The sequence below is a fragment of the Amycolatopsis sp. NPDC104819 genome (assembly GCF_055583145.1).
The window spans coordinates 86,315-109,676 of sequence record NZ_JBVJON010000011.1 but is presented as its reverse complement, the minus strand read 5'-3'; the positions used below and the strand labels follow the sequence as shown (position 1 = coordinate 109,676).

Here is a 23,362-nt window from a genome sequence, read left to right as displayed (position 1 = left end):
TGTTTCCGGTATGGACGTGCTCTGGAGCCCGGCGGCGGACCGCATCGAGAACTCCCCGCTGCGCGCGTACCTGAACTGGCTGGAGCGGCGCGAGGGGCGGCCGTTCCCCGACCACGACACACTCTGGGCCTGGTCGGTCGAGGACCTGGACCGGTTCTGGACCTCGATCGTCGACTACTACGACGTCGAGTTCACCACGCCGTGGACCCGCGTGCGCACCGCCGATCCCATGCCGCACACCCGCTGGTTCACCGGCGGACGGCTGAACTGGGCGCAGCACGCGCTGCGCCGCGGGGCCGACGACACCACCGCGCTGGTCTGCGTCCAGGAGGGTGGCGGGCCCGCGCGCGAGACGACTTTCGGCGCCCTGCGCCGGTCGGTGGCGGCCGCGGCCGGCTGGCTGCGCCGGGCGGGGGTGCGTCCCGGCGACCGGGTCGGCGCCTACCTGCCCAACACCGAGCACGCGGTGATCGCCTGTCTCGCGACCGCCGCCGTCGGCGCGGTGTGGGCGTGCTGCTCCCCCGACTTCGGCGCCGACGGCGCCATCGGGCGGCTCGCGCAGCTCGAACCCACCGTGCTGATCGCGGCGGACGGATACCACTGGAACGGCAAGGAAATCGACCGCGCCGACGTCGTCACGCGGCTGCGCGAGGAGCTTCCGACCCTACGGCACTTCGTCCACGTCCCGTACGTCTTCGACCGGCCGCACCCGGACGGCTCGACGCCGTGGGACGAGCTGCCGGCCCAGGACGCGCCGCCGGAGTTCGAGCCGGTCGAGTTCTCCCACCCGCTGTGGGTGCTGTTCTCCTCCGGCACCACGGGACTGCCGAAAGGCCTGGTGCACGGCCACGGCGGCATCACGCTCGAAGGGCTGAAGTGGTCCGGGCTCTACTGTGGACTGCGGGCCGGCGAGCGGATGTACACGTTCACCTCGACCGGCTGGGCGCTGTGGAACATGCAGCTGGGCGCGCTCACGCAGGGCGCGGCTATCACGCTCTACGAAGGCGCGCCCCACCACCCGGCGGGCGCGGTCTGGGAAGTCGCCGCCCGGGTCCGCGCCGACGTCATGCTGCTGGGCGCCGCGGTGGTCACCGCCAACACCGAGGTCTCGCCCCGGGACCGGCACGACCTGAGCCGGCTGCGGCACGTGATGGTCAGCGGCTCGGCGTTGCCGTCGGCCGGGTACCACTGGCTGATGGAGCACGTCCGCCCGGACCTGCGGATCGACTCGACCAGCGGCGGCACCGACATTTCCGGCTCGTTCGTCGGCGCCAACGAGTACACGCCGGTCCGGGTGGGCCGCATCGGCGGACGGCTCGCCGGCGTCGACTGCGCGGCCTGGGACTCCGGCGGCGAGCCGGTGGTCGACGAAGTCGGGGACCTCGTGATCACGCAGCCGATGCCGTCGATGCCGGTGTCCCTGTGGAACGACCCGGACGCCGCCCGCTACACCGAGTCCTACTTCGACACCTGGCCCGGCGTCTGGCGCCACGGCGACTGGGTGACTATGCACGCCGACGGCAGCGTCTCGATCCACGGCCGGTCCGACTCGACGCTCAACCGCCAGGGCGTCCGGCTGGGCAGCAGCGACTTCTACGACGTGCTCGAGACCCTGCCGGAGATCACCGAGACGCTGGTGATCGGGGTCGACCGGCCCGACGACGGGTATTGGCTGGGGCTGTTCGTGGTCCCGGCGCCCGGCCACACACTCGACGACACGCTCAAGGGGAAGATCGTCACCACCCTGCGGACCCGGCTCACCGCCCGGCACGTCCCGGACGAGATCGTCGAGGCGCCCGCCGTCCCGCACACGTTGAGCGGCAAGCGGTTGGAGGTCCCGATCAAGAAGCTGCTGGCCGGTCGCGCGCTGGAGAAGGCCGCGAACATCGCGTCGGTCGACGATCCGGACGCGCTGCGGTGGTACGCGCGGTTCGCCGCGGACCGGGCCCGCTGACATGCGTTTGGGAGCGACGCTCGCGTACTTGTCGCCCGGGCCGCCGATCGATGTCGCGGAGTGGGCGAAACGCTTGGCGGGCGCGGGTTTCGAGAGCTTGTGGACACCCCAGATCATCGGGCGCGGCTTCTTCGTGCCGGACCCGTTCGTCACGCTGGCGGTCGCCGCCACGGCCACCGAGAGAACGTGCCGCGGCTACGGGACCTGCTCGGCGACGAACGGCCACCGCTGCTCCTCGGTTCGTGGGGCGCCAACGTCGAGCGGGCCGCCCGCGAGTTCGACGGCTGGCCGGCGGCGGCCCACCGCCGCACGGCTGAGCAGATCATCACCGCCCACGACCGGTTCCGCGCCGCCGGCGGACGGCGGGCGATCGTTTGTGCCATCACGGTGTCCACAAAGGACGATCTCGACCCGGACGGGCCCGATCCCGCCCGGGTGCGAGCCCTGCTCTAGGTGAGCAGCTGCCGCAGGCCCGCGATGCCGCCGCCGTAGACGTCCTGGGCGAAGGTGCGGTCGAGCGCCTCTTCCTGGTCCGCGTCGGCGTCGTACTCCGCCCACCACTCGACGAACGACTCGCCCGTGTCGGTGACCGGGCTGACCCGGATCGTCGAGACGTAGCGGCGCACGCCGAACGGGTTCGCCCCGGTGAACGCGTAGGTGAGGGTGCGGGCGGGGTCGTCGAGGACGAGCAGCCGCTCGTCGAACGGGTCGCCGCCGGCCGCGAGGGTCAGCCGGCGGACGGCTCCGACGTGGCCGTCGGCGCCTTCGACGATCTCGCAGTGCCCGATCGCGCCGAGGAAGTCGGGCAGGTCGCCGAAGGCGCGGACCCGGGCCCAGACCTGGTCGACGGGCGCGGCGACAACTCCGCTGGCGTAGGGACGCGGCATGGTCTCTCCAAGTGTCGGTCCACCGGTCCCGGCGCCGGGACCTTCCGGATCATCGCAGCGTCTCACGCCGTTCACAACGGAATCTCAACCGGCCGTCAACTCGGCCGGTGGCCGCCGCTCGGCCTTGCGGCGATCCACCACGAACCCCACCACGGCCAGCCCGAGCCCGATCGCGCTCACCACCACGCCGGCCCACGCCGTCGCGCGGTAGCCGAGGCCGGCCGCGATGACCACGCTGCCCAGCGCCGCGCCGAGGCTGTTGGCCGTGTTGAACGCCGACTGGTTCAGCGCCGCGCCCATCAGCTGGGCGCCCGGGGCCACCGCGATCAGCCGGGCCTGCAGCACCGGGCCCAGGAACAGGATCGTCCCGCCGATCAGGAACGCGCCGGTGAACAGGCCGAACGCCGAGCCCACCGTCAGTCCGAAGTAGACGTTCGCGGCGATCACCGCGGCGAAGCCCACCAGCATGGCGCGCCGCAGGTTCCGGTCGGCCTGCCAGCCGCCCAGGAAGTTGCCCACCGTCATGCCGAGCCCGACCGCGACGAGCGCCCACGGGACCGCGCCCGGCGACAGCCCGGTGACCGAGGTCGTGATCGGCGCGAGGTAGCTGTCGACGGCGAAGAACCCGGCGATCCCGATCGACGCCGTCACCGCCACCAGCCACACCTGCGGCCGGCGAAGCGCGCGCAGCTCGTCGGCCGGCGACCCGCCCGCGGCCGGCGCGTCCGGCACGGTGACCGCCACCGCCACCAGCGCGAGCAGGAACACCCCGGCGATGACCAGGTACGCCGGCCGCCAGCCGACGGCCTGCCCGAGCCGGGTGATCACCGGGACCCCGGCGACGTTGGCCACCGTCAGCCCGCTGAGCACCACGGCGAACCCGCGCCCCTCGCTGCCCGGCCCCATCAGCGTCGCCGCCAGCAGGCCGGCGGCCCCGAAGTACGCGCCGTGCGGCAGGCCCGCGGCGAACCGGGCGACCAGCACCAGGCCGAACGACGACGCCACCGCGGAGGCGACCGTGCCGAGCACGAACAGCACCAGCAGCCCGAGCACCAGCCGTTTGCGCCGCATCCGCGCGGTGACCGTCGCGAGCACGGGCGCGCCCACGACCACACCGAGCGCGTACGCGGTGATCATCCAGCCGGCCCGCGCGACCGAGTCCGGTTCGGCGTTGCCGAGCACGCTGCGCGCGATGTCCGGCAGCAGCCCGGCCGGCACGAACTCGGTCAGCCCGATCGCGACCGAGCCGAGGGCCAGGGCGAGCAGGGCCGCCCAGCGGCGCCGACGGGTGAGGTCGTCCATTCCGGCGACTTTAGCAACGCTGTTGCGTTAATACCAGGGCCCGGCGGTAGGGTGACGCCGTGCACCTGGCTTTCCTGCGGGACTACCACGAAGCGCTGGTGATCGCGCTGGCCCGGACCGTGCCCACGCTCGAGCGCGGCACCGTCGCCGAGGTCACCGGGCTGACCCCGCAGGCCGTGTCGAAGGTGCTGGCCCGGCTGGTCGAGGAAGGCCTGCTGGAGCCCGCCGGCGTGCGACGCCCGCCGCGGGGCAAACCGGCCGCGGTCTACCGCCTGGTCCCCGGCAGCCGCTGGGCGATCGGCGCGCACGTCACCCGCCGCGAGCTGCGCCTGGTCCTCGCCGACCTGGCCGGTGACGTCCGCGCGTCGACGGCGACACCGCTGCCGGCCGACTTCACCCCGGAGCAGCTGCTGGACGAGCTGGCGGCCGGCGTCACGGCGATGATCGCCGGGCACGGTCTGGCCGGCCCGGAGCTCGCCGGGGTCGGGATCGGCATGATCGGGCCGCTCGACCAGTCGACCGGCACCGTCCGCGGCGCCCACCGGCTGCGGCACTGGCGTGACGTCCCGCTGGCCGCCCTCGCCGAGCGGCGGCTGGGCCTGCCCGTCGTGCTGGACAAGGACGTCACCGCCGGGGTCACGGCCGAAGCCTGGCGCCGCGGAACGGCTTTCCGCAACGCGGCCCTGGTCGTGGTCGACGCCGGCGTGGGCGCCGGGCTGTGGCTCGGCGGCGCCGCCCACCGCGGCGCGCACACCAACGCCAGTGAGTTCGGGCACGCCGTCGTCCAGCTCGACGGCCCGCTCTGCGCCTGCGGCCGCCACGGCTGCCTGGAAGCCGTGCACGAGCAGGCGACCGACCCCGCCGCGGCCGCCGCCGTGCTCGCGACCGGAGTCGTCAACCTCCTGCAGACCCTCGACCTCGGCCACATCGTCCTCGGCGGCGCGGACCTGCTCCCCCACGGCGAGCTCTACCGGGAAGCCGTCGACCACGCCGTGCGCACCCAGGTGCCGGGCGCCGAGTGGCTCACCGTGGACGTCTCCCTGACGTCGCTGGGCACGGACGTCGTGGCGGCCGGCGCGGCCATGCAGGTGCTCAACGCCCGCTACGGCCTCCCCGACCCGACCCGGCCCCGCGAGCCCGCGGCGGCGAGCCGGTGACTCAGGTTTCCGGCGACCAGTCCGCGCACGTGCCGACGGCGAAGCCGCGGCCCGGGAAGACCTTGCGCACCAACAGGTCGTGCACCTCCGGGTCGGCGTCCCCGCACCCGTCCGCCAGCACCGACACGCGGTAGCCGCGGTCCGCGGCGTCGTAGCAGGTGGCGGCGACCATCGCGCTGGTGGCGACCCCGGTGACGACCACCGCGCCGATCCCGCGCGCCCGCAGCACGACGTCCAGGTCCGTGCCCGCGAAGCCGCTCGCGCGGCGTTTGAGCACGACCACGTCCGCCTCGTGCACGGGCAGGGCCGGCTCGGCGCCGGCCGAGCCCTCGTGGAACGAGTCACCGGCGTCGAAGAACCCGGCGAACAACGGGTCGTCGTCCGGCAGGTCGGCGCGGTTGACGCGGAAGGCGGTGCGGGATGAACACCACGAGCGTCCCGGCAGCGCGCGCTCGCGGCAGGAGGTCCGCGACCCGCGGCAGCACGGCCGCGGCGAAGTCGTGGTTTCCGGTGATGCCCCGCTGGAGGTCACCGACGATCAGAGCCGTCTTCACGGGACGAGGCTACCGTCAGCCGAACGTGAAGGAATACGCCTGCAACCCTTTGCTCAGCTTCACGGTCACCGTGCCCTGCCGCGGATTCGGCGCCTGGACGACCGCGTGGATGTCCGGGCTGCCGGACACCGGGATCGTCTGTGTGACACCGCCGGCGGTCGCCGTGACCGTGCCCGTGCCGCCGACGTCGAGGTAGACCACCGAGGCGTTGTAGGTGAGCGTCAGGGAAGCGTCGTCGCCCGCGGTGAGGTACTCGGGGGTCGTGGTCCACGCGCCGTGGAGGTCGACCGGGGCGCCGCCGTCTCCGGCGCGTTCGGAGCCGAGGTAGGTTTCCGGGCTCTGCGCGGGGTTCGCGGGCGTGTCGTCGGCGACGTCGGTGCGCGGGGGCAGCGTCCGGGCCGGGTCGGCGGTGGTGAGCAGCTCGCGGATGAGCGACTCGGTGCCGTCGTAGTCGCCTTCGCCGATCGAGACGTGGCGGACCCGCCCGGTGGCGTCGGCGAGGTACTCGGCGGGCCAGGACTGGTTGCCGAAGGCGTTCCAGGTGGCGTAGTCGTTGTCGATCGCCACGGGGTAGGTGATGTGCTGGCGGGCGGCGCCGGCCGCGACGTTGGCCGGGACGTGCTCGAACGCGTACTCCGGCGTGTGCACCCCGACGATCTCCAAGCCCGCGTCGTGGTAGCGCTGGTACCACGCCTCGACGTGCGGAATGGCGCGCTGGCAGTTGATGCAGGAGTAGGCCCAGAAGTCGTAGAGCACGACTTTCCCCGCCAGCACCGGGGGTTTCCCGCCCGGGGTGTTGAGCCACTGGCTGATCCCGGCGGGCTGCGGCGCGGTGCCGCAGTCCTGCAGCTCGTCGGACGGGTCGCACGCCTGCAGGCTGCCGCCGCCCACCTTGTCCGTGCCGAGGGCCTGGTTCAGTCCCGCGGTGTAGTCGGGGATGGCGCGCTGCAGGGCGTCGGCGAGGTTGAACGTGAGCGCGACGGCGAGCCCGATGACCACCACACCCGCGGCGACGCGCACCTGCCGTTGCCGCGTGCGGAACGCCCTCACCCGCTCGGCGACGCGGTTGCCCGCCATCGCGAAGAAGAGAAGCGGAACCGCTGTGCCGACAGCAAAAGCGACGGTGAGCGCGATCGTCCCGGCGCCGATCGTGTGGGTCGCGCCGGCCACGGTGATGGCCGCGAGCACCGGTCCCGCGCACGGCACGTAGACGGTGCCGAGCGCGAGCCCGAGCACAAACGCGCCGCGGTCGCCCGGCACGGATCTGCGGCCCAGGCGGGCGAACGGCCGTTCCAGGAGGTCCTGCACCCGCGGGACCATCATCGCGATCCCGAGCACGACCAGCACGACGAGTCCCGCCCAGCGCAGCACGTCACCGGGCAGGTGCAGCGCGGCGAGCACGAGGGTGCCGAGGAGCGTGACGAGGCTGAAGCTCAAGGCCAGCCCGGCCACGATGAGGAACGGCCGGCGCCGGGTGGGTGCGGCCGCCGCCGCGCCCGTGCCGCCGGTCATGAAAAGCACCGGCAGCACCGGGAGCACACACGGCGAGATGCCGGTGATCAGCCCGCCGACCAAGCCGATCAGCACCAACGTGATCAGGGTGACCTCCTCTGTCCCGGCCGAGCGTAGGCCGATACCGGGTCGCCGCGGCCGGTCCCGCGGCGGCGGTCAGGGATTCGTAAGACTCGCTTCCGGTCCGGCTCAGTCGTGCCACCAGGTCAGCAGTTCCGGCGCCAGTGCACGCGCCTGCGCCGCGCCCGCGTCGGCCGCGATGGCGATGAACCGCGGATCGAGCAGATCCATCGGCGTGGTGAAGAACGGTTCCGCGACGACGACGCGCACCTGGTGACCACGCTCGGCCAAGAGGGCCTGAAAGAAAATCATCGGAAACGATTCGACGCGCTGCTGCTTCGAAACCCTGAGTCGGCGGCCGGGCGGCAACGTTACATCGGCCGAACCGGCCTGTATCAGCGGCCCGGCCCGCGGCTCTGACCAAGCAAGGGACCGGCGAAGGAGAGAGCATGACCGACAGTGGTCACCGGGTCGTCGGCGTCGGCGATCCGATGCTGCACGAGACTTTGCGGTGGTTGACCAGGATGTTCGACGGCATCAAGATCAGACCGCGGCCGCGGAGCGTCGAGGTCGTCGACCTCGAGGAAATCATCCGGTACTTCGTCGAAAACCACCCGGGCGACCCGAAGATCACCGCGGGCGCGCTGCTCCGGCTCCCCTTTCCCCAGGGCCACTTGCTCTTCCAGATCTTCCTCGACGACGCCGACCGCATCTGCCTCGACGAAAGCGGTCATCCGCACGGCCGGCGGCTGGTCGCGAAGTCCCTCGGCCCCGAGCTCGGCCGGCGGCTCGCCGAAGCCGACCTCGTCATCTTCCGATAGGACCACTATGTCGACAACCACGATCGCCGTGTCCATCTCCGTCGGCGCCGGGGCGGCGCTGGCGCTGATGTTCCTGGTGTTCCTGCTGACCGCAAAACGAAGAAGGGCCGCCAGGAGAGTCAGCCTGGCCGGTCTCAAGTCATGGTTCCGGCGAAGGGGATGACGGTGATGGAACCCATTTCACTCAGCTTGGCGATCGCGTCGTTCGTCGGATCGGTCGTCGTGGCTCTCGTGGTGTTGACCCTCCGGAAGATCGTCGACTGGTTCACCGCGCGCCGGCGTATCCCGCAGCGCGACCGCGACGTGATCGGGGTCGTCCTGGCCAAACGGTTGAACAACCACAACTATGTGGAGGTGCCGGGCGTCTTTTCCCGCACCAGCGCGAGCACCCAGATCGTGCAGGCGATCTACGACCGGCGAAACGGCACGGTGCTCGACGCGCGGGCGGTCTCTTCCCCGGCCACTTCCGACCAGGACCTGATCAGGAAGACGAACGAAGGCGACGGAATGATCGTCTTCACCTAGAAAGCCGGGGGAAATGGAACCGATCACACTCATCCTGCTCGCGCTGCTCGCCGGCGCCGGGACCGCGGCGGCCGCCGTTGTCGTCGAAATCCTGTCCTGGCGGGCCGTCGACAGTTACATCGCGTCCCGGTCGGCGGCCAGGGGCTCGGCCGAAATCATCAAGAACCGGCTGGCGACCGGCCGGTACCAGGTGGTCGTCGGCGTTTTCTCCCCGCTCGGGGTCAAGGTCGCCACGCAGTCGTGGGACGCGCAGACCCTCGACCCGGCCCTGCACAACCGCTTCGGTGGCACGAATGTCATCACGATCAGGACCTGACCGCGGTCCGGAAGACGGGAGAGCCCAGGTGGAACCGAGATCGTCCGACTTCTTCTTCGAGGGCACGATTCCGAACGCCGGCCCGACCGACCTGGCGATGTTCCGCGTGCGGCTGTTCGAGCTCATCTCGACCATGGCCCGCCGGAACCGGACCGGCCCCTTCGCGATCACCGCCGGATACGGGTCGCGGCAGCCCGCTCCGGCTCCGCCCGAGCGAATCCAGGCCGCGCCGAAAACCGAACCCCGCGCCGCGGTCCTGACCCCCGCCCAGCCCAAGTGGCGGTTCGACCAGCTGGTCCTGCCCGGGGAGACGACCGAGCTGCTGCTCGACTGCGTCGCCTTCGTCGAGGTCGCGCCGACGATCTTCGACCGGTGGAACCTCCGGTCGATCGAGCCGAACCCTTCGGTCGCGATCAACTTCCGCGGCCCGCCGGGCACCGGGAAGACGATGGCGGCGCACGCCGTGGCCCACCGGCTGAACCGCGGCATCATCACGAGCAGGCTGTCCGACCTGGAGAGCAAGTACCACGGAGACGGCCCCAAGAACGTGGTGAACCTGTTCCGGTCCGCCGCCACGCAGAACGCCGTGCTGTTCGTCGACGAGGCCGAATCCCTGCTGTCACGCCGGTTCTCGCAGCCCGACCAGGCGGCCGAAAGTGCCATCAACTCCATGCGGACGGAGCTGCTCATGGCTCTCGACTCGTTCGAAGGCCTGGTCATCTTCGCCACGAACCTCCAGGGCAGCTACGACACGGCGATCTCGTCCCGGCTCACCCACGTCGACTTCGGCCTGCCCGGCCCGGAAGCCCGGAAGGCGCTCTGGCGCAACCACCTCCCGGACGAGCTTCCGCTCGCCGCGGACGTCGACGTGGCCACCCTCGCGAAGATCGACGGGGTGACCGGCCGGGACATCAAGGAAGCCGTCCTGCGCGCGGCCGTCGCGGCGGCCCGGCGTGGACTGCCGGCGTTGCCGATGGATCTGCTGACCACGCACCTCCGGCAACGCTTGTCCGCCGGCGCCGAGGAAATCCCTTCGGGCTCTGTCGACCTGGCGGCGACGAAAGCCGAGATCGACGCCCGGCTGGCCAGCCGGGCTCAGGGCCGCGAGGGGGCGACGTAGGGACGCAGCGCCGTCGCGAGGTCTTCGTCCGCCACGACGTCGGCGACCGCGGCGTCTTCCGGCGCGGCCCGGTCGACCCGGTCGGGGCAGAACAGGTCGACCGGGGTGCGGTAGGCGTTGCTGTCCAGCTCGAAACTGCCGACCAGGGCGGCGGTGCGCGCTTGCCGCACTTCGTAGCGGTATCGCAGGCGGTACACGGCGATCGACCCGACGCCGCCCTGGTACGGCCCGCAGCCGTAGCCGACGCTCCGGGCGTCCACGGAGAGCGGGTATTCGCACACGACCAGCTGCACCTTCGCCGCGTAGATGGCACCGTGGCGGCCGTCTTGAACCTGCCGTCCGGTGGGATCCGTGCTGGGTTCGGGCACCGGCTCCCACGCCGTCGGAAGCTCCGGCGCGAACGAGCCCCACAGCAGCCGGTGGCCGTTGCCCGGGTCGGGATAACCGGACGTCGCCTTGATCAGGGTGGCGAACCGAGTCCCCGGGCCGGGGAAGGACGCACCGTCCTTGTTGTACGGCGCCGGTTGCTCCGAGGGGCCGGGGCACGGGCGAGCCGGCGGCTCCTCGGTCCCACATCCGGTGACGACGCTCACGGCCAGGAACAGGCCGGCGAGGACCACATTCCAGCGAGCACGCGCGACCCGACGCATCGGACATCCTCTCGGCCGGACCCGGGTTGGCGAGAAGACTCTCACGAAGCGCCGGGGACCCCTCCCGGCTGCTGCATCGCGCCGCGAAATGTGGTCATCCCACCAGACTTCACGGCCGGTGCTGGGCGACCCCGGGCCGCGCGCGGTTCACTGGGCTCTCCCGTGCGAACGGGTGCGAGAAGGGGTACCGGCGACCATGCGGATGGCTGAACTCAGCGCGGAATCGGGTGTTCCGGTCGCGACCATCAAGTACTACCTGCGCGAGGGCCTGCTGCCCGCCGGGCGGCGGGTCGGGCACAACCAGGCGCAGTACTCCCCCGAGCACGTGAAACGGCTGCGGCTCGTCTGCGCGTTGCGCGAGATCGGGGGGCTCTCGCTGGCCGAGGTCGCGGACGTGCTCGCGGCGCTCGACGCCGGCCGGGAAGCTCCGGTGGTGCTCGGTGTGGCGCAGGACGGCCGCGTGCACGTCCGGCCGGTCGCCGAGACCGCGCGCGACTGGGCGCTCGGCCGGGTCGCCGAGTTGCTGGGCGCGCCGGTCGACGACACCGACCCCGCCGTCGCCAACCTGGTCACCGTGCTGGCCGTCTGCCACGGCCTCGACCACGGCGCGATCTCCGGCCGGCTCGCCGAGTACGCCGACCTGGCCCGCGCGGTCGCCGCCGTCGACGCCGCCCTCATCAACGACGTCGGCCCGGCCCGGCGGCCCGGCGAAACCGCGCTCATCACGACCCTGCTCGGCGAACGGCTCTTCGCCGGGCTGCGCCACGTCGCCCTCGTCGACGTGCTCGCCGCGCCGGCGCAGGCCTGACGCCGGGACCCCGCGGTCCCGGCGCCGGCCCGGCTCAGCGCTGCCGGCTCAGCGGCGCCCGGCCCGCGTACCGCGCCGACCGCCCGAGGTCCTCCTCGATCCGCAGCAGCTGGTTGTACTTCGCCGTGCGGTCGGTCCGCGACAGCGACCCGGTCTTGATCTGCCCGCAGTCCGTGGCCACCGAAAGGTCGGCGATCGTCGTGTCCTCGGTCTCGCCGGACCGGTGCGACAGCACGACCCCGTACCCGGCCCGGGAAGCGACCTCGACCGCTTCGAGCGTCTCGGTCAGCGTGCCGATCTGGTTGACCTTCACCAGGATCGCGTTCGCCACCCCCTGCGCCACGCCGTCGGACAGCAGGCCGACGTTGGTGCAGAAGACGTCGTCCCCGACCAGCTGCACCTCCTCCCCCAGCGCCCGGGTCACCAGCTGCCAGCCGGCCAGGTCGTCCTCCGCCATCGCGTCCTCGATGGACGCGATCGGGTACCGGGCCACGAGGTCGCGCAGGTAGCCGGCGTGCTCCGACGCCGAGCGCTTCACGCCTTCGCCGCGGTAGTGGTAAACGCCGTTCTGGTAGAACTCCGACGCGGCCAGGTCCAGCATCAGCGCGACGTCGTCCCCGGGCACGTACCCGGCCTGCTCGATCGCCCGCACCACGAAGCCCAGGGCCTCGTCGGCCGTGTCGAGCTGCGGGGCGAACCCGCCTTCGTCCCCGACGTTCGTGTTGTGCCCGGCGTCGCGCAGGATCCCGCGCAGCGTGTGGAACACCTCGGCCCCCATGCGGACCGCGTCCGCGAAGCTCGTCGCGCCCACCGGCGCGATCATGAACTCCTGGAAGTCGATGCCGTTGTCCGCGTGCGCGCCGCCGTTGACGATGTTCATCATCGGGGTCGGCAGCAGGTTCGCGTCGTCGCCGCCGAGGTGCCGGTACAGCGGCAGCACGTGCGCCTGGGCGGCCGCCTTCGCCACCGCCAGCGAAACCCCGAGGATCGCGTTCGCGCCCAGGCGGGCCTTGTTCGGCGTGCCGTCCAGCTCGATCATCGCGCGGTCCACCGCGGCCTGCGACCGCGAGTCGAGCCCCTCGACCGCGTCGGCCAGCTCGCCGTTCACCGCGGCGACCGCCTTCGAGACCCCCTTGCCCAGGAAGCGGTGCGGATCACCGTCACGCAGCTCGACCGCTTCCCGCGTGCCGGTCGACGCGCCCGACGGCACCGCCGCCCGTCCGAACGAACCGTCGGCGAGCTCGACGTCGACCTCGACGGTCGGGTTGCCGCGGCTGTCCAGGATCTCCCGGCCGGTGACTTGGACGATGGCAGTCATTTCTCTCCTCAGCGCACGACGGAGTCGTACTTCGGTTCCAGGGAAGGCCGGCGGGACGAACACGGCACGGCCGGGACGACGTCGTCACCTGCCACCGGCCGGACCGGTACTCCCCTGTCTACCCGGCCGCCACTGGGGAAAACCCCAGCATCACCCCGCACGAGCACCGCCGGGCCCGGCCGCTGGGCTAGCGTTCCGCCGGAAACCCCACCCCCGAGTCCGAAGTGGAGCCCGACGATGCCCATCGCCACCCCCGAGGTCTACGCGGAGATGCTCGACCGGGCCAAGGGAGGCGAGTTCGCCTACCCGGCCATCAACGTGACCTCGTCCGAGACCGTGAACGCCGCCATCCGCGGGTTCGCCGAGGCGGAGAGCGACGGCATCATCCAGTTCTCCACCGGCGGCGCCGAGTTCGCCTCGGGCCAGAAGGTCAAGGACATGGTCGTCGGCGCGACCGCCCTCGCGGAGTTCGCCCAGGTCGTCGCGGCGCGCTACGACGTGAACGTCGCGCTGCACACCGACCACTGCCCGAAGGACAAGCTCGACGGGTTCGTCCGGCCGCTGATCGAGATCTCGGCCGAGCGGGTCAAGAACGGCCAGAACCCGCTGTTCCAGTCCCACATGTGGGACGGCTCGGCCATCGACCTCGACGAAAACCTCGAGATCGCCACGGAGCTGCTCGCCAAGACCGCCGCCGCGAAGATCATCCTCGAGGTCGAGATCGGCGTCGTCGGCGGCGAAGAGGACGGCGTCGAAGCCGAAATCAACGAGAAGCTCTACACCGCCGAAGGCGACTTCCTCAAGACGATCGACGCGCTGGGCGCCGGCGACCGCGGCCGGTACCTGCTGGCGGCGACGTTCGGCAACGTCCACGGCGTGTACAAGCCGGGCAACGTGAAGCTGCGCCCGGACGTGCTCAAGGGCGGCCAGGAAGCGGCGGCGAAGAAGCTCGGCCTGGACGCCGGGTCGAAGCCGTTCGAGCTGGTCTTCCACGGCGGGTCGGGTTCGCTGCCGGAGGAGATCCGCGAGGCGGTGTCCTACGGCGTGGTGAAGATGAACGTCGACACCGACACGCAGTACGCGTTCACCCGCCCGATCGTCGACCACTTCTTCAAGAACTACGACGGCGTCCTGAAGATCGACGGCGAGGTCGGCAACAAGAAGGTCTACGACCCGCGGTCGTACCTGAAGGCCGCCGAGGGCGGGATGGCCGCCCGGATCGTCGAGGCGTGCGAAGCCCTCGGTTCGTCCGGCACCCGCCTGAAGTAACCGGGTTCACGCTTCACGGAGGATCCGGGTGATCTCGTCCGGGTCCTCCGTGGCGCGCAGGACGTCGAGGTGGGTGGGGTGGACGAGCAGCGCGGTGATCCGGCAGAGGATTTCGACGTGCTCGGCGGCCGACGCGGCGATCGCGATACAGAGTGAAACTTCTTCGTCTTCCCAGGGAATGGGAGTAGCGAACCGCGTGAATGACAGGGACGGGTTCACCAGCAGGTAGTCGTGGACGTGCAGGGCGTGCGGAACCGCGATTCCGTGCCCCAGGTACGTCGACGCCCGGCGCTCGCGCGCGTGCAGCGAGTCACGGTATCCCGTGTGGACGGACCCGGACTCTTCGAGCGACTTCCCTATGTGCGCCAACGCTTCCCAGCGGCTTCCGGCGCGGACGCCGAGGTCCACCGAGCACACGGAGAAGGGCAGCACTTTTTCGTTCGGCATGAGTTCGTTCTTTCGGGAATCCGGAACAGACGGTCAGGGTCACGTCGTCGTGCCCGATCACCGTACGCCACGGAAAGCCGATCCGGCGGCGACCCGGGCGCGCGTCACACCATTCCCGGCTCATGGGAATTTCCTTCGAAGTGAATCTTTTGGCCGTTGTCAAGCGATTCCGCCGTTCTCCACGGAAAACCGGGTCCGGAACCGCCCGGCCAGGCACGAACCGCTCCCGCGCCGAGCCCGGTGCCGCGCGCGCCGGGCGGATGAGCCAGGCTGGAGGCGCCGGCACGGCCCTCGTCCCGGCGTCCGCGCGGAGACGGGAGAGACGTGGCTCTTCGGAGTGGCTTGCGGGGATCGGCCCGGCCGGGACTGGCCGGCCGGGACTGGGAGCTGGGGGTGCTCGCCGGGCGCGCCCGGGCCGCCGCCCTCGGTGAAGGCCAAGCGGTGCTCCTGCGCGGGCCCGCCGGTATCGGCAAGACGCGGCTGCTGGCGACCGCGCTGGCCGAGCCGGCCCGGACCGCGGCCACCGTGCTCACCGTGACCTGCGCCGAAGACGCCGTCGCCGCCTACGAAGTGGTCCGCGCGCTGTTCGCTCCACTGTGGCCGGACGGCGGCGCCGGGGAGTCCGGCCTGCTGACCGGAAGCGCCCGCCTCGCGTTGCCCGCGCTCGTGCCCGGCAGCGGGGACAGCCCGTCCGACACCTATTCGGTCATGCACGGCCTGTCCTGGCTCGTGGCCGGCCTCGCCGCCCGCGGCCCGGTCGTCCTCGCGGTCGACGACGTCCAGTGGTGCGACGAGACCTCCCTGCGCTGGCTCGGTTTCCTGCTGCGCCGCGCCGAAGACCTGCCGGTGCTGGTGCTGGCGGCCCAGCGCACCGGCCCCGGTGAGCCGGGGCCGGAGGAGCTCGCCGAGCTCGGCGCCGCCGCGAACTGCCTGTCCGTCGACCTCGCGCCGCTGGCCGCCGGCGCGGTCGCCGAAATCCTCGAGAGCGGGTTCGGCGCGGTCCCGGACCCCGAGTTCACCCGCCGCGCGGCCGAGGTCTCCGGCGGCAACCCGTTCCTGCTCGACCGCGTCATCGGCGCTCTGCGCGGCCACGTGCCCCCGGACGCGGCGCACGCCGGCGCGCTGGACGAGCTCGGCCGCGAAGCCGTGGCGCGCCCGCTGCTGGACCGGCTCTCCCCCGACGCGCTGGCCGTCGCGCGCGCGATCGCCGTGCTGGGCGGCGAAGACCTCGAGACGATCGCCGCGCTCGCCGGCACGCGGCCCGGGCCGGCGGGCGCCGCCGTGCGGGCGCTGCGGGAGGGCGAGCTGCTCGAGCCGGAGCGGCTGGACTACACCCACGACCTCATCCGCGCGGCCGCGCTGGCCACCGCGGACCCGGCCGAGCTGGCCCGGCTGCGGGAACGCGCGGCCACGCTGCTCAACGACAGCGGCCGCTCCAGCGAGGAGGTCGCCGTCCACCTGCTGGCGCTCGACGGGCCGCCGCGGCCGTGGATGGTCACGGTGCTGCGGGAGGCGGCCGCGGCCGCCGAAAGCCGCGGCGCCCCGGCCGCGGCCGCCCGCTACCTCGGCCGGGTGCTGCGCGCCCACGAGGACGAGGTGCCCGTGCTCGTGCACCTGGCGCGGGTGCTCGGGCAGATCGACCCGGCGACGTCGCTGCGGCACCTCGAGCGCGCCCTCGAGCTCGTCGGCGACCCGCGGCGCCGGGTGCCGATCGTGATGCAGTACGTCATGGTGTCGCTGAGCGCGCAGAACGCCCAGCGGTCCTACGCACTGGCCACCGAGGTGGCCGACGCACTGGAAGCCGTGATCGGGCCCGCGCCCACGGCGGCCGACCGGGCGCTGCGGATGGTCAGCCAGTCGGCGCTGCTGCTGTCCGGCCTGGACGAGAAGGCCACCGTCGTGCCGGTGGGCGCGCGGTTCCGCGACGTCGTCCCGCCGCCGGGTGACACCGCCGAGGAGCGGGACCTGCTCGGCATGCTTTCGTCGCTGGGCACGCTGCAGGGCCGTCCCGCCGCCGAGGTCGTCGCACAGGCCGGCCAGGTGCTGCGCATCGGCGACGTCGCCCCGGGCGGCTGGGCCGTGCTGAGTGCCGTGCTCACCCTCTACCTCGCCGACCACCCCGAGCCCGCGCTCGCCGCGATCACCGGGGTGCTCGGCCACGCGCAGCGCCGCGGGGAGGCCTGGACCTACGTCCTGGGCACGACCATCCGCTCGCTGATCCACCAGTTCTCCGGCAACCTCGCCGACGCGCTGGCCGACGCGCAGTACTCGTTCGACGTCATCACCCAGGAGCGCTGGGCGCCGGGCATCGCCATGCCGCAGACCGCGCTCGGCTCGCTGCTGGTGCGCCAGGGCGACCCGGCGGGCGCGGAGGCGGCGCTCGCCGCGATCGTCCGGCCGCGGCTCGAGGACTTCACGCTCGAGTACCACTGGTACCTGGTGGCGAAGGCGCGGGCCCGGGCCGCGCTGGGCGACGTCGACGGCGCGCTGGCCGGGTTGCGCACCTGCGGGGAAAGCCTGGCGGGCAACGGGATCGGCAACCCGGTGCTGGCGCCGTGGTGGTACGAGTCGGCCGAGCTGCTGGCCGGGCTCGGCCGCACCGCCGAGGGCGAGGCGGTGCTGGACTCCGTCGAGCCGGCGGTCCGCCGCTGGGGCACGAACCGGGCGCTGGGCATGCTGGAGACGGCACGCGGGGCGCTGGCCGACGGCGACGCGGCGATCGAGCGGCTGCGGACGGCGGCCGCGCTGCTGGCGGACTCACCGGCGAAGGTGGAGCAGGCGAAGGCGGAATACCTGCTCGGCCGCCGGCTGCTGGCACGCGGCGACGCCGAGGGCGCGCGCGAGCGGCTGCGCCGGTCGATCGACCTTTCCGTGCTCAGCCGGGACAAGCAGCAGCTCGGGCTGTCGCTGCCGGCGCTGGCCGAAGCGGGCGGCCGGATGCGCCACGGCACGGGCTCGCCGTCGGACGCGTTGAGCGGCAGCGAACGGCGCGTCGCCCAGCGCGCGGCCGAGGGCGCGACCAACCGCGAGATCGCCGAGTCGCTGTTCATCACCCAGCGCACGGTCGAGGTCCACCTGACGAGCGCGTACCGCAAACTCGGCATCGGCGGCCGCGCCGAACTGGCGGAAGCGTTGCGCGACCACTGAGTCACAGTTGGTCGCGGGTTGCCCGGCTGTGCCCGCGAATCCTGGTCAAGCGGGCAGAGCTCCCGGCCCCGCTCGACGGCTCGCCGCCGTCGCTCCCGCGGCGGCTTAGGCTGCGGTTCAGCCCCAGGTCGACGTCGACCGGCCGGCGGAGGAGGTCGTCCCGTGCGCGAACCGCGTCTCGTCGGCCGGGAACGCGCGACGACCGCGCTCGGCGACCTGGTCGCGGACCTCGCCCGCGGCCACGGCGCGACCGCGGGCATCTCGGGAGCCCCGGGCACCGGCCGGACGGCCCTGCTGGAGTGGGCCCGCCCGGCCGCCCTGGCATCCTGCGTCCCAGACGGCGTCCCGTTCGGCGCGGTGACCCAGCTGATGGCGGTTTTGTGGCCACCGGCCCGTTTTGCCGAGCTGCTGAGCGAGTGCTTGGACGACCGCGAACGGGCGGCCACTGTTCTCTGCGACGCGTTCACGTCGCTGGCCGGCGAACGGCCGTTGGTTCTGGCTCTCGACGACCTGCAGTGGGCGGACGAGTGGTCCCTGCGCTGGTTCGCGGCGATGGCGGAACGGACTCACGACCGAGGGATCCTGCTGCTGGCGACGGGGTACGAGCCGTCGGCGTTCGGGCGGCGGATTCCGTTGGCGCCGTTGACCGAGGACGAGACGGCGGTGCTGGCGCGGGAGGTGCTGGGTGAGCTGCCGCCGGAGGTGATGGCGGCGGTCCTGGATGTGGTGCGGGGGCGGCCGGCGGTTCTGCGGGAACTGGCCGCGGAGTGGGCGGCGGATGCGGGACAGGCCTCGGCATCGGCATGGACCCCAGCACCGGCACTGGCACCGGCATCGACCTCAGCCTCAGCCTCGACCAAGCACGGCATGGCCACGCACGAAACCGCGAGCATCGAAGTCGGCCAGACCTCACCCGCAACCCCACGCCCAGCCGCGAAGTGGGCCGCGGAAGCTAGCAAACCACCCGCGTACTGGCGCCCCGACCGGATCGCCGCGACCGGACAAGCGCTGGCCTCCGCTCGCGCAGCCCGGATCCGCCGGGGCCTTCCCCTCGATGCCCTGGCTCTCCTCCGGGGCATATCCGTCTCCGGGCGGCTCGGCGCCGGCGCCGCCGCGGCGCTCGCCGGGCTCGCTCCCGACGCCGTGCCCGCGGCTATGCGCGCCCTCGAAGCGGGTGGCCTCGTCGACGACCCGCGACCAGCCGATGTGCTCGCCGAGCTGAGCGGCCCGGACCGCGCCGCGCTGCTGCGGCGGGCGGCCGAACTGGCTCACCGGAGCGGGGCGGGGGCGCTCGTCGCCGCGGATCTGCTGCGGGGGGCTCCGCCCGTCGGGGAACCTTGGGCGCGGGCGGTGCTCGTCGACGCCGCCGAACAGTCCGCGGCCCAGGGCGACGCTCCCGCGGCCGCCGAGGCCCTTCGCCGTGCGCTCGCCGAGCCCGGCGGGCCCGCGGACCGGGCCGCCGTTCTGCTCCGGCTGGCGTCGGCGGTGGTCCGCCGCGAACCCGGGCACGCCGACCGGCGGCTCGTCCAGGTGCTGACCGAACTGCCGCACCTGCCGGCCGCGACCACGGCCGCCGACCTGCTCCTGGCCCGTGGTGACGGCGAAACCGTGCACCGGCTGGTCACCGGCGAACCCGCCCGGGCCGCCCTCGCGTGGCTCGCCCGGGCAGACGCGGCGGGCGAACCCGAATGGCCCGGCAGCGACGACGACGATCCCGCCGTCGCCGGGGCCGCCGCCTTCCGGCTGGCCGTGCGCGGGGAAAACCGGGCCCGCGCGCTCGAGCTCGCCGAACACGCCCTCGTCGTGCGGGAAGACGCGCCGCTGATGCCGCGCGTCGCCGCCTGCCGGGCGCTGCTCTGCGCCGGGGCGGCCGAAGCGGCCGTCGACGGGCTCACCGTCGTCGTCGCGGCCGCGCGCCGGCGGGACGCGCGCGCCGCCGCCGCCCGCGCCCTCGTGGACCGCGCCGCCGCCGCGCTGCGGGCCGACCGGCCGGAGGACGCCCTGTCCGATCTGGCCGCCGCCGACCGGGAGCTGCCCGTGCGGTGCTGGCACCCCGCCGCCGTCCCGCTCCGGCTCGCCGTCGAGGTCACCGCGCGGCTGCGGCTCGGCCGGCTCGACCAGGCCCGCGACGTCGCCGCCGAGGAGCTCCGCGGCGACGGTCACGGGGTGTCCACGGCGTTCCTGCTGCACGCCGAGGCAGAGCTCGCCCTCGCCGACGACGACCCCGAGACCGCGCTCGCCGCGGTCCTCGAATGCGGCCGCGTGCTGCGGTCGCGGGGCTGGGTCAACCCGATGGTCGCCGGGTGGCGCACGACGGCGGCCCTGGCGCTGCGCCGTCTCGGGGACACCGCCGCGGCCGTCGCCCTGGTCACCGAGGAGATCGAGCTCGCCGAGCGCTGGGGCACCGCCGCCGCGCTCGAAGCGCTGCGCGACCGGGCGGCCGCCGGCCCGCGCCGTGCCGTCCCCTCGCCGCGCCCGCCCGCCGACCCGCTGCCCGCGCCGCGGTTCCCGCAGCGGCCCGACACGCTCTCCCCCGCCGAACGCGACGTCGCCGAGCTCGCGGCGCGCGGGCTCGCCAACCGCGAGATCGCCCGGGAGCTGTCGATCGCGCTGCGGACGGTCGAGCTGCGGCTGACCAAGGTCTACCGCAAGCTCGGGCTCAAGGGCCGGACCGCGCTCGCGGACCGCTGGACCACCCGGGCGCCGGGAGGCTGATCCGGTGCTGGTCGAACGCGAAAGCCAGCTGGCTCTGCTGGACGACGCCGTGCGCGAAGCCGGCGGAGTGGTTGCGGTGCAAGGGGAAACCGGCACCGGCCGCTCGGCGTTGCTGCGATGTCTGGGCCGCACGGCCGCGGACCGCGGCGCGCGGGTGCTGCGCGCCGGGGGCGCCCCCGCGGAGCGGGACCTGCCGTTCGGCGTGGTGCGCCAGCTCGTGCTGCCGCTGCTCGACGACCCGTGCGGGGCCGCGCTGCCCGCGCTCGCCGGGCGGATGGTGCGGACGCTGGCCGGTCCGGTCCCGGACGGCGTCGACGAGGTTCCCGTGCTCCACGGCCTGCACGTCCTGCTGGCTTCGCTGGCCGAGCGCGAGCCGGTGGTGGTGGTCGTGGACGACCTGCGGTGGGCCGACGCGCTTTCCGTGCGCGCGCTGGGTTTCCTCGCCGGCCGGCTGCGCGGGACGCGGGTGCTGCTCGGGGTCGTGCTGCCGAACACCCCGCGGGCGCCGGACCTGCGTGAGCTCGACCGGACCGCGCGGCGCCGCGTGCGCGCGCTGCCCCTGTCCCCGGCCGGCTCGCGCGTGGTCACGAACGCGCGGATCGGCGCCGGCGCCGCGGCGGAGTTCGCCGCGGCCTGCCACGACCTCACCGGCGGCCGGCCGAAGGACCTGGGCCGGCTGCTGGACCGCGCGTTCGCCGACCGCCTCACCGGCGCGGCCGCGGACTGCGCCCTGCTGCGCGAGCTCGGCGCCGCCGTGCACCGCGACCGGCTGCGGCTGCTCGTCCGGCGCGAGCCGGCGGTCGAGGCGTTCGCGCGGGCGGTGGTGGTGCTGGGCCGGCACGCCGAGCCCGCGCTCGTCGCCCACCTGGCCGGGCTGGACGACGCCGCGTGCGCCGAAGCCCGCGCCCTGCTGGGCGGGACCTGGCTGGACACCGCGGCCGACGGCCGGCTGGTGCCGGAGCCCGCGCTGGTGCGGGTAGTCGAGGAGGCGTGGTCCGCGGCCGGCGCCGCCGACGCGCACCGGGCCGCGGTGGCTTTGCTGACGGCGCAAGGGTTTCCGCCCGAGGACGTGGCCGGGGCCGACCCGCCCCGCGGCACCCTCCCCTGGGCGGCGCGGCACCTGCGTCGGGCGCTGCTCGACGTGCCGCCCGGGCAGCCGGGCCGGGCCCGGCTGCTGACCGAGCTGGCCGCCGCCGAGCCGGATCCCCGCGCCGCCGTGCGGCACCTGGTCCAGGCGGCGCCGCTGCTGCCCGCCGGCCGCGAGCGGGCCGAAGCGGTCGCGCGGATCCCGCTGACCGCGGCCGCGCGCGGACCGCTGGTGACCGAACTGGTCCGGACGGTCGGCGACGCGGCCGTCCCGGACGGCTCCGACCTGGCCCACCGCCTGGAAGCCCGGCGGTGGTTCACCGCCCTCGAGGACCCGGCCCGGCTCGCCGCGGCCGCGGCCCGGCTGCGGGAGCTGCCGGCCCGGCCGGGCGGTGGCGGTGAACGGGAGCTGCGCGCCGTGGTGCTGCTGGCCGCCACGCTCGGCGGCCGGATCACCGCCGCCGAAGCCGCCCGGCAGGCCGCGGTCCTGCTGGACCACGAGCCCGCACGGACGGTCCGCGCCGGGACCGCCCTGCGGATCGTCCCGCTCGTGCTGACCGCCGCGGGCCGGCCGGACGCCGTCGCGCCGTGGCTGGCGTCGGCGGGCGGGCCGCGGGCGACGGCGGCGACCCGGGTGCTCGTCGACGTCCACCGCGCGCTGGCGCTGCTTTCGCGCGGGCGGTTCACCGAGGCCGGGGAGCCGGCGGAACGGGCGTTCCGGGCGGCCGACCCGGGCGGTTACGACGTGCTGGCGCTGCCCGCGACGACCCTGGCGCTGGTCGCGGACTCCGCGCGCAGCCGGGACTTGGCCCGGCAGGTGCTCGACGGGCTGCCCGGGGACGACGACCTCGCGGTGTTCGCGGTCCGCCGGGGGCTGCTCGGGATGCTGGCCGCCCGCGAGGACCCGGAGGCGGCGCTGGCGCAGTTCCTCGACCGCGGCCGGCTGCTGGACCGGGCGGGCTGGCGCAACCCGGCGATCTACGCGTGGCGCGGCTCGGCGGCGCTGCTGGCGCGGCGGCTCGGTCACGCGGAGCAGGCCCGGCAGCTGGCCGAGGAGCACCACCGCCACTCCGTCGCGTGGGGCGCGCCGGCGATCCTCGGCCGGTCGCTGCGGATCCTCGCGGTCCTCGCCGAGCCACGACGCGCGGTGGAGCTGCTCCGGGAGGCCGTGGACCTGCTCGACGGCGCCCCGGACGAGCTCGAGGCGGCCAAGGCCAGCGCCGACCTGGGCACGCGCCTGCGCACGACGCACCCTGAGGCGGCGCGCCGCCTGCTGGCCCGCGCCCAGCAGCTGGCCGAAAGCTGCGGCGCGGGGCGCCTGGAAGCCCGCGAGGACGGCACGTTCCGCCACGCGGACCGCCCCCGCCCGCCGGCCGAGCTCACGGCGGGCGAGGCCACGGTGGCCCGCCTGGCCGCCGGCGGCCGCACGAACACCGAGATCGCCGACGAGCTGAGCATCAGCCGCCGCGCGGTGGAGAAGCATCTGACGAGTTTGTACCGCAAGTTGGAGATCGACGGGCGCGCTCAGTTGGGGGCGGTGTTGAGCGCTCGGCCGGCCGCGGGGTGAGAGGGGCGGTCGGCCGCCGCGAGAGACCGACCCCTTCCGGGCAGCCCGGCTGCGGGTTGAGAGGGACGGGTTGCCCGCTGCGAGAACCGGACCTTTCCGCGCAGCTCGGCTGGGCGCGTTCTTGAGCTCTCGCCTGGCCGCAGGCAG

22 protein-coding genes are annotated in these 23,362 nt (G+C 73.9%); 13 read left to right on the top strand and 9 right to left on the bottom strand.

All coding sequences use genetic code 11. From position 1 onward, the window contains the following. The first annotated feature begins 10 nt into the window (after positions 1-10). Positions 11-1,954 carry an acetoacetate--CoA ligase gene (locus tag ACZ63E_RS31875; protein WP_465339860.1) on the top strand — a complete coding sequence of 648 codons (1,944 nt, stop codon included), beginning with the start codon at positions 11-13 and terminating at the stop codon, positions 1,952-1,954. Between the two features lie 186 nt (positions 1,955-2,140). Continuing rightward, positions 2,141-2,407: a hypothetical protein gene (locus tag ACZ63E_RS31870; protein ID WP_465339859.1), complete on the top strand. Its 267-nt coding sequence runs from the start codon at positions 2,141-2,143 to the stop codon at positions 2,405-2,407. Here the strand turns inward: ACZ63E_RS31870 and ACZ63E_RS31865 are convergent. Both ACZ63E_RS31865 and ACZ63E_RS31860 read right to left on the bottom strand, forming a co-directional pair. Next, positions 2,404-2,841 carry an SRPBCC family protein gene (locus tag ACZ63E_RS31865; RefSeq protein ID WP_465314364.1) on the bottom strand — a complete coding sequence of 146 codons (438 nt, stop codon included), beginning with the start codon at positions 2,839-2,841 and terminating at the stop codon, positions 2,404-2,406. The genes ACZ63E_RS31870 and ACZ63E_RS31865 overlap by 4 nt on opposite strands. A gap of 84 nt (positions 2,842-2,925) precedes the next feature. Continuing rightward, positions 2,926-4,143 (bottom strand): MFS transporter, encoded by a 1,218-nt coding sequence (locus tag ACZ63E_RS31860; RefSeq protein WP_465339857.1) that lies wholly within the window; start codon positions 4,141-4,143, stop codon positions 2,926-2,928. 59 nt (positions 4,144-4,202) lie between these two features. On the opposite strand from ACZ63E_RS31860, the gene ACZ63E_RS31855 reads away from it, so the two are divergent. Next, positions 4,203-5,300 (top strand): ROK family protein, encoded by a 1,098-nt coding sequence (locus ACZ63E_RS31855; RefSeq protein ID WP_465339856.1) that lies wholly within the window; start codon positions 4,203-4,205, stop codon positions 5,298-5,300. Between the two features lies 1 nt (position 5,301). Here the strand turns inward: ACZ63E_RS31855 and ACZ63E_RS31850 are convergent, their stop codons facing one another. The 4 genes from ACZ63E_RS31850 to ACZ63E_RS31835 form a co-directional block, all read right to left on the bottom strand. Continuing rightward, entirely contained in the window at positions 5,302-5,577 is a 276-nt protein-coding gene (locus ACZ63E_RS31850) for a cysteine hydrolase family protein (RefSeq protein ID WP_465340097.1), read from the bottom strand. Between the two features lie 64 nt (positions 5,578-5,641). Beyond that, positions 5,642-5,854, bottom strand: a complete 213-nt coding sequence (locus tag ACZ63E_RS31845) for an isochorismatase family protein (RefSeq protein WP_465339855.1) — start codon at positions 5,852-5,854, stop codon at positions 5,642-5,644. A gap of 15 nt (positions 5,855-5,869) precedes the next feature. Next, the gene (locus ACZ63E_RS31840) at positions 5,870-7,441 is read right to left on the bottom strand and encodes a cytochrome c biogenesis protein CcdA (RefSeq protein WP_465340096.1); all 1,572 of its coding nucleotides are present in this window, start codon (positions 7,439-7,441) and stop codon (positions 5,870-5,872) included. A 114-nt stretch (positions 7,442-7,555) separates the two neighbouring features. Further along, positions 7,556-7,738 carry a hypothetical protein gene (locus tag ACZ63E_RS31835; protein ID WP_465339853.1) on the bottom strand — a complete coding sequence of 61 codons (183 nt, stop codon included), beginning with the start codon at positions 7,736-7,738 and terminating at the stop codon, positions 7,556-7,558. A gap of 137 nt (positions 7,739-7,875) precedes the next feature. On the opposite strand from ACZ63E_RS31835, the gene ACZ63E_RS31830 reads away from it, so the two are divergent. The 5 genes from ACZ63E_RS31830 to ACZ63E_RS31810 are packed head-to-tail and all read left to right on the top strand — an operon-like array spanning position 7,876 to position 10,208. Further along, on the top strand, positions 7,876-8,247 hold the full coding sequence (locus ACZ63E_RS31830) for a hypothetical protein (protein ID WP_465339852.1): 372 nt from the start codon (positions 7,876-7,878) through the stop codon (positions 8,245-8,247). Between the two features lie 7 nt (positions 8,248-8,254). Continuing rightward, complete coding sequence (locus ACZ63E_RS31825) at positions 8,255-8,410, top strand: hypothetical protein (RefSeq protein ID WP_465339851.1); 156 nt, start codon at positions 8,255-8,257, stop codon at positions 8,408-8,410. A 5-nt stretch (positions 8,411-8,415) separates the two neighbouring features. Then, positions 8,416-8,772, top strand: a complete 357-nt coding sequence (locus ACZ63E_RS31820; RefSeq protein WP_465339850.1) for a hypothetical protein — start codon at positions 8,416-8,418, stop codon at positions 8,770-8,772. Between the two features lie 13 nt (positions 8,773-8,785). Further along, entirely contained in the window at positions 8,786-9,088 is a 303-nt protein-coding gene (locus tag ACZ63E_RS31815) for a hypothetical protein (RefSeq protein WP_465339849.1), read from the top strand. 28 nt (positions 9,089-9,116) lie between these two features. Next, positions 9,117-10,208, top strand: a complete 1,092-nt coding sequence (locus ACZ63E_RS31810; protein WP_465339848.1) for an ATP-binding protein — start codon at positions 9,117-9,119, stop codon at positions 10,206-10,208. On the opposite strand, the gene ACZ63E_RS31805 is transcribed toward ACZ63E_RS31810, so the two are convergent. Beyond that, positions 10,184-10,858: a hypothetical protein gene (locus ACZ63E_RS31805; RefSeq protein ID WP_465339847.1), complete on the bottom strand. Its 675-nt coding sequence runs from the start codon at positions 10,856-10,858 to the stop codon at positions 10,184-10,186. The two genes, ACZ63E_RS31810 and ACZ63E_RS31805, sit on opposite strands and share 25 nt — an antisense overlap. A gap of 202 nt (positions 10,859-11,060) precedes the next feature. Between ACZ63E_RS31805 and ACZ63E_RS31800 the strand changes: the two genes are divergently transcribed. Further along, positions 11,061-11,666, top strand: a complete 606-nt coding sequence (locus ACZ63E_RS31800; RefSeq protein ID WP_465339846.1) for a MerR family transcriptional regulator — start codon at positions 11,061-11,063, stop codon at positions 11,664-11,666. 34 nt (positions 11,667-11,700) lie between these two features. On the opposite strand, the gene eno is transcribed toward ACZ63E_RS31800, so the two are convergent. Further along, positions 11,701-12,984, bottom strand: coding sequence for a phosphopyruvate hydratase (gene eno, locus ACZ63E_RS31795; RefSeq protein WP_465339845.1), 1,284 nt, complete (start codon positions 12,982-12,984; stop codon positions 11,701-11,703). A gap of 237 nt (positions 12,985-13,221) precedes the next feature. Here eno and fbaA point away from each other — a divergent pair, with 237 nt between their 5' ends. Then, entirely contained in the window at positions 13,222-14,253 is a 1,032-nt protein-coding gene (fbaA, locus tag ACZ63E_RS31790; protein ID WP_465339844.1) for a class II fructose-bisphosphate aldolase, read from the top strand. 6 nt (positions 14,254-14,259) lie between these two features. Here the strand turns inward: fbaA and ACZ63E_RS31785 are convergent, their stop codons facing one another. Next, a complete protein-coding gene (locus ACZ63E_RS31785; RefSeq protein WP_465339843.1) occupies positions 14,260-14,700 on the bottom strand; it encodes a PTS mannitol transporter subunit IIA in 441 nt (146 codons plus the stop codon). Between the two features lie 324 nt (positions 14,701-15,024). On the opposite strand from ACZ63E_RS31785, the gene ACZ63E_RS31780 reads away from it, so the two are divergent. The 3 genes from ACZ63E_RS31780 to ACZ63E_RS31770 all read left to right on the top strand — a co-directional run bounded on the left by ACZ63E_RS31780 (position 15,025) and on the right by ACZ63E_RS31770 (position 23,215). Continuing rightward, positions 15,025-17,847: an ATP-binding protein gene (locus ACZ63E_RS31780; protein ID WP_465339842.1), complete on the top strand. Its 2,823-nt coding sequence runs from the start codon at positions 15,025-15,027 to the stop codon at positions 17,845-17,847. Between the two features lie 162 nt (positions 17,848-18,009). Further along, positions 18,010-20,562 (top strand): helix-turn-helix transcriptional regulator, encoded by a 2,553-nt coding sequence (locus ACZ63E_RS31775; protein WP_465339841.1) that lies wholly within the window; start codon positions 18,010-18,012, stop codon positions 20,560-20,562. 4 nt (positions 20,563-20,566) lie between these two features. Further along, the gene (locus ACZ63E_RS31770; protein WP_465339840.1) at positions 20,567-23,215 is read left to right on the top strand and encodes an AAA family ATPase; all 2,649 of its coding nucleotides are present in this window, start codon (positions 20,567-20,569) and stop codon (positions 23,213-23,215) included. Positions 23,216-23,362: the final 147 nt, after the last annotated feature.

What these genes read in the sequence shown, in the direction of transcription:
- fbaA (WP_465339844.1), top strand. Translation starts at nt 13,222, where the DNA reads ATGCCCATCGCCACCCCCGAGGTCTACGCGGAGATGCTCGACCGGGCC.
- eno (WP_465339845.1), bottom strand. Translation starts at nt 12,984, where the DNA reads ATGACTGCCATCGTCCAAGTCACCGGCCGGGAGATCCTGGACAGCCGC.
- ACZ63E_RS31815 (WP_465339849.1), top strand. Translation starts at nt 8,786, where the DNA reads ATGGAACCGATCACACTCATCCTGCTCGCGCTGCTCGCCGGCGCCGGG.
- ACZ63E_RS31875 (WP_465339860.1), top strand. Translation starts at nt 11, where the DNA reads ATGGACGTGCTCTGGAGCCCGGCGGCGGACCGCATCGAGAACTCCCCG.
- ACZ63E_RS31805 (WP_465339847.1), bottom strand. Translation starts at nt 10,858, where the DNA reads ATGCGTCGGGTCGCGCGTGCTCGCTGGAATGTGGTCCTCGCCGGCCTG.
- ACZ63E_RS31825 (WP_465339851.1), top strand. Translation starts at nt 8,255, where the DNA reads ATGTCGACAACCACGATCGCCGTGTCCATCTCCGTCGGCGCCGGGGCG.
- ACZ63E_RS31860 (WP_465339857.1), bottom strand. Translation starts at nt 4,143, where the DNA reads ATGGACGACCTCACCCGTCGGCGCCGCTGGGCGGCCCTGCTCGCCCTG.
- ACZ63E_RS31865 (WP_465314364.1), bottom strand. Translation starts at nt 2,841, where the DNA reads ATGCCGCGTCCCTACGCCAGCGGAGTTGTCGCCGCGCCCGTCGACCAG.
- ACZ63E_RS31820 (WP_465339850.1), top strand. Translation starts at nt 8,416, where the DNA reads ATGGAACCCATTTCACTCAGCTTGGCGATCGCGTCGTTCGTCGGATCG.
- ACZ63E_RS31800 (WP_465339846.1), top strand. Translation starts at nt 11,061, where the DNA reads ATGGCTGAACTCAGCGCGGAATCGGGTGTTCCGGTCGCGACCATCAAG.
- ACZ63E_RS31835 (WP_465339853.1), bottom strand. Translation starts at nt 7,738, where the DNA reads ATGATTTTCTTTCAGGCCCTCTTGGCCGAGCGTGGTCACCAGGTGCGC.
- ACZ63E_RS31830 (WP_465339852.1), top strand. Translation starts at nt 7,876, where the DNA reads ATGACCGACAGTGGTCACCGGGTCGTCGGCGTCGGCGATCCGATGCTG.
- ACZ63E_RS31785 (WP_465339843.1), bottom strand. Translation starts at nt 14,700, where the DNA reads ATGCCGAACGAAAAAGTGCTGCCCTTCTCCGTGTGCTCGGTGGACCTC.